This window comes from Stutzerimonas sp. FeSN7 (assembly GCF_030263795.1).
Taxonomy (GTDB): Bacteria; Pseudomonadota; Gammaproteobacteria; order Pseudomonadales; family Pseudomonadaceae; genus Stutzerimonas; species Stutzerimonas stutzeri.
In genome coordinates, this window is sequence record NZ_JARPMN010000001.1 from 84,424 (window position 1) to 97,141 (window position 12,718).

Sequence of the window (12,718 nt, forward strand, 5' to 3'; positions counted from 1 at the left end):
GGCCAGAGGAGAGAAAGGTTAGTCAGCTAACAGAGCGGGGCCGCGTGACGGGCTGCCCAATTGGTCAGAAACGGGGGAACGCTCGGCGGCTTGTGCTCGTCTCATCTGCATCGCTAATCGAAACGGCAGCACGCGGATCGGCGCGTGCGGAGGGTGGCAATGCGCTTGCAGAATCAGGTGGCTCTGGTCACCGGCAGCACCCAGGGCATCGGCCGCGGCATTGCCGTGCGCCTGGCTGAAGAGGGCGCCGACATTGTCATCAACGGCCGCGAGAACGACGAACAGGCCCGCGAGAGCCTCGAGCAGGTCCGCGCCCTGGGCCGGAGGGTGTGCTTCATCGCCGCCGATGTCGGTGACGTCGAGCAGTGCCACCGGCTGGTGCGCGAGAGCATCGCGCAGATGGGGCAGCTGGACATCCTGGTCAACAATGCCGGTGTGCAGCGGCACGCGGCGTTCCTCGACGCGCAGGCGGACGATTATGATCAGGTGCTGAACGTCAACCTGCGTGGGCCGTTCTTCCTCGCCCAGGCGTTTGCCCGCCATTTGCGCGAGCAGGGCCGCGGCGGACGCATCATCAACAACAGCTCGGTGCACGAAGAGCTGCCGCATCCCAACTTCACCGCCTACTGCGCGAGCAAGGGCGGACTGAAGATGCTGATGCGCAACATCGCCATCGAGCTGGCGCCGCTGGGCATCACGGTGAACAACGTGGCGCCCGGCGCGGTGGAAACGCCGATCAACCGCGAGCTGATGAATCAGCCGGACAAGCTCGCCAACCTGCTGCAGAACATCCCTGCCGGCCGTCTCGGCCGCCCGCACGACGTCGCCGGCGTCGTTGCCTTTCTGGCCTCACCCGACGCCGAGTACATCACCGGGACTACACTGGTGGTCGATGGCGGCCTGCTATGGAACTACAGCGAGCAATGACCGATATCCCGCCGTGCCAGCCGTTCAGCCACGACACCAGCGCCATCTCGCGGGCCGACACGCTCACGCCTGCCGAGCGCTATCAGGAACTCTTCGTCGCGGTGCAGATGCAGCGGGTATTTCCCGACAGCAAGACCTTCGTCGACTGTGCGCCGCGTCGGCACCCCGAAGCCATCCTCGAGGACTATCGCGCCCGCTGCGGCGAGCCGGGCTTCGACCTGGAGGCCTTCGTCCATGAGCATTTCAGCCTGTACGAGATGCCGGTCAAGGCGTTCGTCGCCAACCCCGACGACAGCCTGGCCGAGCATATCGACCGGCTCTGGCCGATCCTCACCCGTCACCCTCAGGACCACCCCGAGCACTCCTCGCTGCTACCGCTGCCGCACGATTACGTGGTGCCGGGCGGGCGCTTCACCGAGCTGTACTACTGGGATTCCTATTTCACCATGCTCGGCCTGGACGAGAGCGGGCATTGCGACCTGCTGCGGGCCATGGCGGACAACTTCGCCTACTTGATCGACACCTACGGCCACGTGCCCAACGGCAACCGCACCTACTATCTGGGCCGTTCGCAGCCGCCGGTGTTCGCCCTGATGACCGAGCTCTTCGAGGAAACCGGCGTCCACCGCGCCAGCGACTACCTGCCGCAACTGCACAAGGAATACGCCTTCTGGATGGAGGGTGCCGACGTGCTGCGCCCGGGCGAGGCGCATCGACGCTGCGTGTGTCTGGCCGATGGAATGGTGCTCAACCGTTACTGGGACGAGCGCGCAACGCCGCGCGAGGAGTCCTACCGCGAAGATGTGGAAACCGCGCGCTCCAGCTGCCGGCCGCGGCACGAGGTCTATCGCGACCTGCGCGCCGGTGCCGAGTCGGGCTGGGATTTCAGCTCGCGCTGGCTCGACGACGCCCACCGGCTGGCGACCATCCGCACCACCAGCATCCTGCCGGTCGACCTCAACGCGCTGCTCTACAAGCTGGAGCGGCAGATCGCCGAGCTGTCTGCGGTGAAGAACCAGCACGCCTGTGCCGAAGCCTTTGCCCGCCGGGCCGAGGCGCGCCTGGCGGCCATCGATCAGTACCTGTGGAATTCCCGCGCTGGCGCCTATTTCGACTACGACTGGCAGCGCGGCCGGCAGCGCGACAATCTCACTGCCGCGACGCTGGCCCCGCTGTTCGTGCGCATGGCCAGCGCCGAGCAGGCCGCGGCGGTGGCGGCGACGGTGCAGGAGCGCCTGCTGGCGCCAGGCGGCCTGGCCACCACCGAAATCGGTGGCAGCGGCGAGCAGTGGGATCGGCCCAACGGCTGGGCGCCGCTGCAGTGGATCGGTATTCGTGGGCTGCAGCACTACGGCCACGATGCGCTGGCGCTGGACATCGAGGAGCGCTGGCTGACCATCGTCAGCCACCTGTTCGAGCGCGAGAACAAGCTGGTGGAGAAGTACGTGCTGCGACCCTGTACCGAGCACGCCGGCGGCGGCGAATACCCGTTGCAGGACGGCTTCGGCTGGACCAACGGCGTCACCCGCAAACTGATGCAGGAAGATCCCAATCACGAGGCCAACCGCTGTCGTGCCGGGCAATGCCCGCAGATTGACCGCAGCGGACGCGAACGACTGGGTTCCGGCAACGGCGGGCGCCGGCCCTAGCGGCGGTACGCCAGCAGAACGATCCCCCCTACGACGATCAGGCTACCGAGCACTTGCAAGGGCCCGAGCAGCTGGCCAAGCACCAGCCACCCCAGCAGCATGCCGGCGACCGGTTCCATGTTCATCACCGGAGCGTTGCGTGCAATGTTCAGTCGCGGCATGCAGATGAACAGCGTCGAGAAGGCGGCGCCATAGAGCAGCACCAGGCATGCGAGGGCGATCCAGCCGGCGCTGGCGCTGGGTAGGCCGAGCCCGCCGGGAATCAGGCTGCTGCTGCCGAGCGCGGCGGAGGCGAGGAACACCACGATCAGGGTCAGCATGCTGCGTACCGAGCCGGCCATCTGCGAGAGCTTGTGCTCGGTGACCCACAGCGCCACCGCGAACACCGCGGCCGCCGTCAGGCTGAACAGGATGCCGGCGACCCACTGGCCGTCCGGCGCCTCGCTGCTGACCAGACGTGCAGGCACGTCGAGCACCAGCACCAGGCCGAACAGGATCAGGCCCATGACCGCCAGTGTCTGGCGGGTCGGCCGGGGGCCGCCGAGCAGCCAGGTCAGCAGTGCCAGCAGGATCGGCGAGAGGTTGACCACCAGCAGTGCAAGCCCCACCGGAATGCGTGCTACAGCCGAATAGATACAGATGCTCTGCACTGCGATCAGCAGGCCTAGTAGGACTTGCCAGCGCCAGGTGGCGGGGCTCAGCTGCAACGACTCGCGGCGCCAGAACACCAGTGTGGCCAGCGCCAGCATCGTCACCCCGGCGCGGCAGAGCACGGCCAGTAGCAGTCCAGTGTCATGGTCGAAGGCGATGCGTGCGGCAATATGATTGGCGGCAAAGGAGCTGGCCAGTGCGGCGAGGATCAGCACGGAGGTATGGCGCGGAAATGGCGTGGCGGTCGTCTGCATGGAAGTTGTGATCCACCTGCTGCGGTGCTCGATTATGCCGGTAAGGTCGCTTCACGGCCCCCTCGCGTGCATTTTTGCAAGCGCAGCCATGCGTGTGGAGCAGCTGCTCAGGGGCGTCGATAGGGCGAGTCGTTCACGGGTGACAGGTCGAATGTGCCCTTCTCAATGAAGCGCTGGGTACCGAACAGGCCGCCGGCGAGTTTGCCGCGCAACACATAGGGCACTTCGTCGAGGCCGATGTGCTCGGCCAGCCCCAGCGCCTGGCGTGCCGCGGAAAAGGCCGAGATGGTCACCGGTACCTCGAGCACGCTCTCGCCGAAGCGCGGCACCGTGCCACGCTGGTCGCTGACGCCACTGGCCAGCCGCCGGCCGTTGACTTCCAGGTCGAGGGCGACGCCGCTGTAGTCGATGGCGCCCTCGTTGGGGTTCTGCAGGCGCAGCTTGACCAGGAAGCGAGCCTCCAGGCCCTCGCCCTGCAGCGGCTGGATGCCGGCGACCTGAACGTTGAGCGGGTCGCGCGGGGACAGTGCCGCGCAGGCGCCCAGGGTCAGGGCGAGCAGGGCGATCAGCAGCAGACGCAGCGGCTGCCATGGCAGGTGGAGCGTGGCGGATGGATGCACTCAGGATTTCCTGTCGAGGTTCTTGATGCCCTGCAGCAGTTCGATGGGCAACGGAAAAACGATGGTCGAGCTCTTGTCACCGGCGATGTTGCTCAACGTCTGCATGTAGCGCAGCTGCATGGCGCCCGATTGCCGGCCGAGCATTTCGGCGGCCTGCATCAGCTTTTCGGAAGCCTGCAGCTCGCCCTCTGCATGAATGACCTTGGCGCGCCGCTCGCGTTCCGCTTCGGCCTGGCGAGCGATGGCGCGGACCATGGATTCGTCGAGGTCGACGTGCTTGATCTCGACATTGGACACCTTGATGCCCCAGGCGTCGGTCTGTGCATCGAGCACTTGCTGGATGTCATTGTTGAGCTGCTCGCGCTCGGCCAGCATGTCGTCCAGTTCGTGCTTGCCGAGCACTGCGCGCAGTGTGGTCTGCGCCAGCTGGCTGGTGGCCGAGTGGTAGTCCTCGACCTGGATGATCGCCTTCTGCGCGTCCAGCACGCGGTAGTACACCACTGCGTTGACCTTCACCGAGACGTTGTCACGGGAGATCACATCCTGAGTCGGCACGTCCAGCACCAGGGTGCGCAGGTCGACCCGCACCATCTGCTGCAGCCCGGGGATGATCATGATCAGGCCGGGTCCCTTGACCTTCCAGAAGCGCCCGAGCATGAACACCACGCCGCGCTCGTACTCACGCAGGATGCGGAACGCCGAGGCAAGCAGCCCCACGACCAGCACCAGCAGCACCAGAAAACTCATTTCATAACCCATGGTTCAGCTCCTCTCGATTGCTTGATGGCTGTGCCGCGACGTTCAATTGCAGACCCTCCCGGGCGACCACCCGTACCTGCTGGCCGACCTGCAACGGGGTGGCGCTGCGTACCTGCCAGTTCTCGCCCTGCAGATGTACCCAGCCGCTGTGCGGGTCCTGCGCGGAGATGCCGGTGACCGGCGCCAGGCTGCCGATCAGCTCGGCATCACCGCCGACCAGCCGCTGGCGGCGCGCCTTCAGTGCCATGGCGACGATAGCGAACACCAGCAGCGCGCTGGCGAAGCCCAGTGGCACGATCAGCGACAGTGGAATGCCGAAGCCGGGTACCTCGGTGTCGATCAGAATCACCGCGCCGGCGACGAACGCGGCGACCCCGCCGATGCCGAGCACACCGAAACTGGGCAGGAAGGCCTCGGCCACCATGAAGGCGATGCCGAGCAGGATCAGCGCCACCCCGGCGTAGTCCACCGGCAGCAGCTGCAGCGCATACAGCGCCAGGATCAGGCAAATGCCGCCCAGCACGCCGCCGGCACCCATGCCGGGATTGGAGAATTCGAGGATCAGCCCGTAGATGCCGATCATCATCAGAATCAGCGCCACGCTGGGGTTGGTGATCACCGCCAGCAGGCGCACCCTCCAGTCCGGCGCGTGTTCGATCAGGCGCGCATCGGCCGTCTGCAGCCTGACCTCGCCCTCGATGGTGGCCAGCGTCTTGCCGTCGAGCTGACGCAGCAGGTCGGCCACGTCGCGCGCCAGGTAATCGATCACCTTGAGTTTCAGGGCTTCGCTGGCCGACAGGCTGACCGCCTCGCGCACCGCCTGCTCGGCCCACTCGGCGTTGCGTTCGCGCAGCTGGGCCAGCCCGCGGATATAGGCCGCCGCATCGTTCACCTGCTTGCGGGCGAGGGCGTCGCCGGAGGCCTTGGCGTCGTCTTCACGCTCGCCCTTCGGCTGCTCCGGCGGTGCACCGGGCATGCCGCCGATCTGCACCGGCGTCGCCGCGCCGAGATTGGTGCCCGGTGCCATCGCGGCGACATGGCTGGCATAGAGCATGTAGGTGCCGGCGCTGGCGGCGCGGGCGCCGCTGGGGGTGACATAGGTGGCCACCGGAATGGGGCTGGCGAGAATCGCCTTGATGATGGCGCGCATGGAAGTATCCAGCCCGCCGGGGGTGTCCAGTTCCAGCACCACCAGCTGTGCGCCCTCGTCGCGGGCGTGTTGCAGGCCGCGCAGGATGTAATCGGCGCTGGCCGGACCGATGGCGCCATCGACCCGCAGCAGCGTCACCGGATCGGCGGCACTCGCGCTCTGGACCGCGAGCGCGAACAGCAGGGCCAGCAGCCAGCGGGCGGGATGGCGAGGCATGGCGGATGTCCTCTGGCAGCGGCACGGCACAGTGTCGTGCCCTTGCTGGCAGCTTAGACCACCGCCGTCGTGGCGCGGCGAGGCAGGACGCCGCGTATCCGCCGACCGGGCTGAACTCCAGTCGCGGCCGCGGCCTCAGAACCAGTAAGGGCCGGCCTTCGCGGCCTGCATGCCGATCGAGGAGTCTTCATGCGCATCCATCACCTGAACTGTGGCTGCATGTGTCCGCTCGGCGGGGCCTTGTTCGATGGTTTCAGCAAGGGCCTGACGGCGCAGCTGGTCTGCCATTGCCTGCTGCTGGAAACCGACCAGCACGGGCTGGTGCTGGTGGATACCGGTTTCGGCACCGAAGACGTGCGGCGGCCCGGCGAGCGGCTCAGTCCGTTCTTCCGGGCGCTCAACAACATCCGCCTGGAGCCGCGCTACACCGCGCTGGAACAGCTGCACCGGCTCGGTTTCGCCGCCGAGGACGTGCGCCATATCGTGCTCACCCACCTGGATTTCGACCACGCCGGGGGGCTGTCGGATTTTCCGCAGGCCCAGGTGCACGTGCTGCAGCGCGAGATGGATGCCGCCCGGGCGACACGCAGCTTCATCGGCCACAGCCGCTACCGTCACCGGCAGTGGGACGAGGTGCGCCACTGGCAGTTCTACGAGCCGGGCGGCGATCTCTGGTTCGGCTTCCAGGCCGTTCGCGAGTTGCGCGGGCTGCGGCCGGAAATCCAGCTGATCCCGCTGACGGGGCATACCCATGGTCACGCCGGGGTCGCCGTGCAGACCGACAGCGGCTGGTTGCTGCATGCCGGCGACGCCTATTTCTTCCGCGAGGAGGTCGGCCGCAACGAGCGCCATTGCACGCCGGGGCTGCGCTTCTACCAGCGCATGATGGAGGTCGATCGCACCGCTCGGCTGGCCAATCAGCACCGGCTGTGGACGCTGTCGCTGGAGCACCGCGACGAGGTCACGCTGTTCTGCAGCCATGACGCGCAGGAGCTGGCGCGCATGCAGCGTGGTGCGCACTGATGGCGGCGCCACGCAGCCGGGCGGTGGAACGGATGATGGCCGCCGTGCGCTGGATCGGCTTCGGCGCCTGTTCGCTGGCCGCGCTCGGCTATGCGGCGATCGGCAACTACAGCATGTCCGGCGCCATGCTGGCGCTGGCCGTGCTCTCCTGGATCAACATCCGCCGCAAACGCGAGCCGCGCCGGTAACGACAGCTCAGCGCCGGCGCCTGCCGAGCAACAGGCCAACGCCGAGCGCCAACAGCGCACCGGCGCCAACGGCCAGTCCGCTGGCGGTCGCCGCACTGAGCGATACGGCCCGGGGTACGGCCTGCTCGGTGAAACGCCCGTCGGTCCGATGCAGACCCTCTACCGGCTCGAACAGGTTGTCGGGTCGCTCGGACGGGGCAGGTTCCGCGGTCAGCTGACCATCCCAGGCCTGACGGGCGAGCATTCGATCGAGCAGGCCGGGCATCAGCTGCGTACCCAGGATCGCCTTGAAACTGGCGGCGCCCAGCCAGAGTTCCCGTGGCGCGTTCCTGGCCGCACGCAGGATGGCGCGGGCCGCGACGTCCGGCGTGTGGATCGGCGGCACCGGCTGCGCGCGTCGGCTCATCCGGTTGCGCGCCCAGTCGAACTGCGGCGTGTTGTGCGCCGGCAACTGCACCATGGTCAGGCGAATGGCGCTCTTGTCGTGAATCAGCTCGCAGCGCAGTGAATCGATGAAGCCGCGGATGGCGAACTTGGCGCCGCAATAGGCCGACTGCAGCGGAATCGCACGATAGGCCAGCGCCGAGCCGACCTGGACGATGGTGCCGCGGTTGCGTGGGCGCATGTGGCGCAGGGCGGTCAGGGTGCCGTGCACGCTGCCCAGGTAGGTCACCTCGGTGACGCGGCGGATTTCTTCGGGGGTCAGTGCCGAGAACGGGCCGAACACCGTGGCCATCGCCGCGTTTACCCAGACGTCGATCGGCCCCAGCTCGGCCTCGACGCGCGTGGCGGCCGCTTCCAAGGCCGGGGCGTCGGCGACATCGGCGGCGATCGCCAGCACACGGGCTCCCAGCGCTTCGAGCTGCGCCTGGGTGTCGCTCAGGCCCTGCTCGCCGCGCGCGATCAACGCGACGCGGTAGCCGGCTCTGGCGAAGGCCTCGGCACTGGCGCGGCCGACACCGGCAGTCGCGCCACAGATCACCGCGGTTGGTTCTGGCATGGGAAGTCCTCTGGTCATTGCAATGAACGGGCGCTTTCGGTGGCCCGCAGCTGCTTAGACGACCCGCCCAGGCCCGGCCGAGTTCGCCGCTTGCCCCAGTGGATCGCTCGGCTATCGACCAATGGCCAATGGCGGCTACTCCTTTGGTCTGAGATGGTTAGCAGGCTAAGCGATAGCTGGCGCCGCCCCTTGGCTCAAAAGGCGAAGCGGCATGACGCAACGATGCCACCGTGGTGGCTGCGTCTTCCCCCTCTGTGCATCCATCAGATGCCCTCGGCGGCTTATCCGGTCGCCTTCGGACTCGTTCCCGCTGCCCTGAGGGCGGCGGGTCTGCCCCGCTGACGAAGGAACCCGTTGGCGTCGATCAGGTCGATTCAGTGAGCCTCGTAATGGCCAATTCCTGACTGACGGAGACCCTGATGGACCTTATCCGCATCATCTTCGCGATTCTGCTGCCACCGCTTGGCGTCTTTCTCCAGGTCGGTTTTGCCGGTGCCTTCTGGCTGAACATCCTGCTCACGCTGCTGGGTTACATTCCGGGCATCATTCACGCCGTCTGGATCATCGCCCGCCGCTGATCGCTCAGAGCCCGGCTCGGCCGGGCCCGCTTTTGAACTCCCTCCGCTGGCCGTGTAGAGTCGCGCCTCCTGCGCTACGGAACCTATTAGGCGCGAAACACTCAAGAAAACGCCGGAAACCGAGCGCCATCGCCCGCAGGTGATGCCCCCGCGCTGCGTCAGACCTGCCCCGGTACACGGAAAGGAAACCAGATGAGCGAGTCCTTCATCGATCAGAACAATTTCAGGCGCATCCTCAATCGCAATGTGGCCGTGCCCCTGGGCTTCGGCTTCCTCAGCGCCTTCTTCTTCAGTGCCATCGTCTATTACCTGCTGAGCGTCAGCCACTGGGTCGATCAGTCGGTCAAGGGGGTGGCCCACGCCCATGAAGCGCTGCGCCTGATCGCCGATCTGGAAACCGGCCTGCGTGGCTACCTGATCGCCGGCGAAAAGCCGTTCCTCGATCCTTACCGCCAGGGCCTGGAGCAAATCGAGCAGGAGCTGGGCGAGCTCAAGGAGTTCGCCGGCGACAACCCGCTGCAGCTGTCGCGCATCCAGAAGGTCGAGGCGGCGCATCATCTCTGGCTCACCTTTGCCGAAGAAGGGATCGCGCGGCGTAGCGCCGGCGAGTCGATCGTCGAGTACGTGCGCACCCGCCGCGGCCTCGACCTGACCAACCAGCGCCGCACGCTGCTCAACGAATTCATCGCCACCGAGCGCCAGCTGCGTGCCGAGCGTACCGACACCTCGGAAATCGTCACCACGGCGCTGATCGGTGGCTTCCTGCTGTTCAGCCTGATCTTCAGCGGCCTGCTGGTCTTTCTCGGTCGCCGTGACCTGACCACGCTGTCGGCGACCTACTCCGAATCGCTGCGCAAGCAGCAGGCGCATGCCGAGGCGCTGGAAAAGCAGGCCTGGTACCGCACCGGCCAGACCCAGCTGAGCGAGTCGATCATCGGCGAACTGGCGCTGCCGGCGCTGGGCCAGGGCGTGCTGAACTTCCTCTCGCGTTACATCGATGCCGCCGTCGGCGCGCTGTACGTGGTGCAGGACGGCAAGCTGCAGCGCGTCGCCGAATACGCCTACGACCCGGAACATCTGCAGAGCGCGCGTAGCCTCGAGGTCGGTACGGGGCTGGTAGGGCAGGCCGCCTTGGAGCGTCGGATGATGGCGCTCGAAGACCTGCCGGCCGGCTATCTCAAGGTGACCTCGGCGCTGGGCGACACCACACCACGCGCGGTGCTGATCGTGCCGGTGGAAGACAGCGGCCTGCTCAATGGCGTGATCGAACTGGGCTTCCTGCGACCGCTGCGCGAGCAGGACAGCGAGCTGCTGCGACGCATCGCCCCGAGCATCGGCTCGGCCATCGAAGCGGCGCGTTACCGCCAGCGACTGCAGAAGGTGCTGGCCGAAACCCAGCAGCTCAACGAGGAGCTGCAGGTGCAGCAGGAAGAACTGCGTGCCGCCAACGAGGAGCTGGAGGAGCAATCCAATGCCCTGCGCGAGTCGCAGACGCACATGGAAGAGCAGCAGGCCGAGCTGGAGCAGACCAACGAACAGCTGGCCGAGCAGACCGAAGCGCTGGCTCGCCAGCGCGACCAGATGGACGAGAAGAACCAGCGCCTGAACGAGGCCCAGCTGATGCTCGAGCAGCGCGCCGACGAGCTGCAGCGTGCCAGCCGCTACAAGTCCGAGTTCCTCGCCAACATGTCCCACGAGCTGCGCACGCCGCTGAACAGTTCGCTGATCCTGGCCAAGCTGCTGGCGGACAACCCGGCCGGCAACCTGAGCGAGGAGCAGGTGCAGTTCGCCCGCTCCATCTATTCGGCTGGCAACGACCTGCTGACCCTGATCAACGACATTCTCGACATTTCCAAGGTGGAAGCCGGCAAGCTCGAGGTGCACCCGGAACTGACCATCCTCGCGCGGCTGGTCGATGGCATGAAGAGCCTGTTCCTGCCACAGGCCATGGAGAAGGCCCTGAGCTTCAGCGTCGAACTGGCCGACGACCTGCCGCCCACCCTGTTCACCGACCGCCAGCGCCTGGAGCAGATCCTCAAGAACCTGTTGGCCAACGCCTTCAAGTTCACCGAGAAGGGCTCGGTCACTCTGCGCGTCGAGCCGCGCGATGGCGGCATGCTCGCCTTCGCGGTGCGCGACACCGGCATCGGCATCGCGCCGGAGCAGCAGGCGGCGATCTTCGAGGCGTTCCGCCAGGCCGATGGCACCACCAACCGACGCTATGGCGGCACGGGCCTGGGCCTGTCGATCTCCCGCGAGCTGGCGAACCTGCTGGGCGGCCAGATCGAAGTGCAGAGCGCGCCGGGCGCCGGCAGTACCTTTACCCTGGTGCTGCCGCAGAGCTACAGCGAGCCGCTCGCCGTCGAGCAGACCACCGCGCCGCAGCCGAGCCGCGCACCGGTCACCATGGCCGAAGCGATCACGCCGCCGGCGCGCCGCGACGAGCCGGAGCTGCCGAACCGCGGCGCCGTGTCCTACGAGCGCCTGCCCGACGACCGCGACAAGTACCCGTTCAAGGAGCGCTGCGTGCTGGTCATCGAGGACGAGCCGCAGTTCGCGCGCATCCTCCGTGACCTGGCCCACGAACTCGAGTACAGCTGCCTGCTGTCGCAGAACGCCGACGACGGCTTCGACACCGCGGTGCAGTACAAGCCCGATGCCATCCTGCTCGACATGCGCCTGCCGGACCATTCCGGCCTGACCGTGCTCGAGCGCCTCAAGGAAAACCCGGCGACCCGCCATATTCCGGTGCACGTGGTCTCGGTGGAGGATCGCAAGGAAGCCGCGCTGCAGATGGGCGCGGTGGGCTACGCGATGAAACCCACCACCCGCGAGGAACTGAAGGACGTGTTCGGTCGCCTGGAAGCCAAGCTGGCGCAGAAGGTCAAACGCATCCTGCTGGTGGAGGACGACGCCCTGCAGCGCGAGAGCATGTCGCGGCTGATCGAGGACGTGGACATCGAGATCACCGCCGTCGAGTTCGGCGAGCAGGCCCTCGAACTGCTGCGCAGCACCATGTTCGACTGCATGATCATCGACCTCAAACTGCCGGACATGGATGGCAGCGAACTGCTCGAACGCATGGCCAAGGAGGACATCTGCTCCTTCCCGCCGGTGATCGTCTACACCGGGCGCAACCTGACCCGCGACGAGGAAGCGGCGCTGCTCAAGTACTCGCGCTCGATCATCATCAAGGGGGCGCGCTCGCCGGAGCGCCTGCTCGACGAGGTCACCCTGTTCCTGCACAAGGTCGAGTCGGACATGCCGCCCGAGCGGCAGAAGATGCTGAAAAGCGCACGCAGCCGCGAGAAGGCCTTCGAGGGCCGCACGATCCTGGTGGTGGACGACGACGTGCGCAACGTCTTCGCCCTGACCAGCGCGCTGGAACAGAAGGGCGCGCTGGTGGAAATCGCCCGCAACGGCCTGGAGGCGATCGACAAGCTGCAGCACGACGAGACCATCGACCTGGTGCTGATGGATATCATGATGCCGGAGATGGATGGCTTCACCGCCATGCAGGAAATCCGCAAGGAGACGCGTTTCGCCAAGCTGCCGATCATCGCGGTGACCGCCAAGGCGATGAAGGACGATCAGGATCGCTGTTTGCGTGCCGGCGCCAACGATTACCTGGCCAAGCCCATCGACCTCGACCGTCTGTTCTCGCTGATCCGCGTCTGGCTGCCGAAAGTGGAGCTGCTGTGAA

At 66.7% G+C, this 12,718-nt stretch carries 11 protein-coding genes; 6 read left to right on the plus strand and 5 right to left on the minus strand.

Going from position 1 to position 12,718, the window contains the following annotated elements:
- The first annotated feature begins 159 nt into the window (after positions 1–159).
- Entirely contained in the window at positions 160–927 is a 768-nt protein-coding gene (locus P5703_RS00375) for an SDR family oxidoreductase (RefSeq protein ID WP_011914902.1), read from the plus strand.
- The gene (treF, locus tag P5703_RS00380; RefSeq protein WP_049341389.1) at positions 924–2,576 is read left to right on the plus strand and encodes an alpha,alpha-trehalase TreF; all 1,653 of its coding nucleotides are present in this window, start codon (positions 924–926) and stop codon (positions 2,574–2,576) included. The genes P5703_RS00375 and treF overlap by 4 nt, the downstream gene beginning before the upstream one ends.
- Here treF and P5703_RS00385 read toward each other — a convergent pair.
- The 4 genes from P5703_RS00385 to P5703_RS00400 form a co-directional block, all read right to left on the minus strand.
- A complete protein-coding gene (locus P5703_RS00385; RefSeq protein ID WP_011914900.1) occupies positions 2,573–3,481 on the minus strand; it encodes an EamA family transporter in 909 nt (302 codons plus the stop codon). The two genes, treF and P5703_RS00385, sit on opposite strands and share 4 nt — an antisense overlap.
- Before the next feature lie 107 nt (positions 3,482–3,588).
- Positions 3,589–4,101, minus strand: a complete 513-nt coding sequence (locus P5703_RS00390) for an LEA/WHy family protein (RefSeq protein ID WP_011914899.1) — start codon at positions 4,099–4,101, stop codon at positions 3,589–3,591.
- Complete coding sequence (locus tag P5703_RS00395; protein WP_011914898.1) at positions 4,102–4,860, minus strand: slipin family protein; 759 nt, start codon at positions 4,858–4,860, stop codon at positions 4,102–4,104.
- Entirely contained in the window at positions 4,850–6,226 is a 1,377-nt protein-coding gene (locus P5703_RS00400) for an NfeD family protein (protein WP_234492663.1), read from the minus strand. The genes P5703_RS00395 and P5703_RS00400 overlap by 11 nt, the downstream gene beginning before the upstream one ends.
- 189 nt (positions 6,227–6,415) lie before the next feature.
- On the opposite strand from P5703_RS00400, the gene P5703_RS00405 reads away from it, so the two are divergent.
- Complete coding sequence (locus P5703_RS00405) at positions 6,416–7,249, plus strand: MBL fold metallo-hydrolase (protein ID WP_234492664.1); 834 nt, start codon at positions 6,416–6,418, stop codon at positions 7,247–7,249.
- Complete coding sequence (locus P5703_RS00410) at positions 7,249–7,437, plus strand: hypothetical protein (RefSeq protein ID WP_133455459.1); 189 nt, start codon at positions 7,249–7,251, stop codon at positions 7,435–7,437. Before P5703_RS00405 ends, P5703_RS00410 begins: the two co-directional genes overlap by 1 nt.
- Before the next feature lie 7 nt (positions 7,438–7,444).
- Here the strand turns inward: P5703_RS00410 and P5703_RS00415 are convergent, their stop codons facing one another.
- Positions 7,445–8,437 (minus strand): SDR family oxidoreductase, encoded by a 993-nt coding sequence (locus P5703_RS00415; protein WP_279642594.1) that lies wholly within the window; start codon positions 8,435–8,437, stop codon positions 7,445–7,447.
- 419 nt (positions 8,438–8,856) lie between these two features.
- On the opposite strand from P5703_RS00415, the gene P5703_RS00420 reads away from it, so the two are divergent.
- On the plus strand, positions 8,857–9,015 hold the full coding sequence (locus P5703_RS00420; protein WP_003286662.1) for a YqaE/Pmp3 family membrane protein: 159 nt from the start codon (positions 8,857–8,859) through the stop codon (positions 9,013–9,015).
- A 192-nt stretch (positions 9,016–9,207) separates the two neighbouring features.
- Positions 9,208–12,717 (plus strand): response regulator, encoded by a 3,510-nt coding sequence (locus P5703_RS00425; protein ID WP_285585150.1) that lies wholly within the window; start codon positions 9,208–9,210, stop codon positions 12,715–12,717.
- Position 12,718 lies beyond the last annotated feature (1 nt).

Coding starts and splice junctions, on each gene's coding strand:
- P5703_RS00405 (WP_234492664.1), top strand. CDS start 6,416: ATGCGCATCCATCACCTGAACTGTGGCTGCATGTGTCCGCTCGGCGGG.
- P5703_RS00420 (WP_003286662.1), top strand. CDS start 8,857: ATGGACCTTATCCGCATCATCTTCGCGATTCTGCTGCCACCGCTTGGC.
- P5703_RS00410 (WP_133455459.1), top strand. CDS start 7,249: ATGGCGGCGCCACGCAGCCGGGCGGTGGAACGGATGATGGCCGCCGTG.
- P5703_RS00415 (WP_279642594.1), bottom strand. CDS start 8,437: ATGCCAGAACCAACCGCGGTGATCTGTGGCGCGACTGCCGGTGTCGGC.
- P5703_RS00395 (WP_011914898.1), bottom strand. CDS start 4,860: ATGGGTTATGAAATGAGTTTTCTGGTGCTGCTGGTGCTGGTCGTGGGG.
- P5703_RS00375 (WP_011914902.1), top strand. CDS start 160: ATGCGCTTGCAGAATCAGGTGGCTCTGGTCACCGGCAGCACCCAGGGC.
- P5703_RS00385 (WP_011914900.1), bottom strand. CDS start 3,481: ATGCAGACGACCGCCACGCCATTTCCGCGCCATACCTCCGTGCTGATC.
- P5703_RS00400 (WP_234492663.1), bottom strand. CDS start 6,226: ATGCCTCGCCATCCCGCCCGCTGGCTGCTGGCCCTGCTGTTCGCGCTC.
- P5703_RS00425 (WP_285585150.1), top strand. CDS start 9,208: ATGAGCGAGTCCTTCATCGATCAGAACAATTTCAGGCGCATCCTCAAT.
- treF (WP_049341389.1), top strand. CDS start 924: ATGACCGATATCCCGCCGTGCCAGCCGTTCAGCCACGACACCAGCGCC.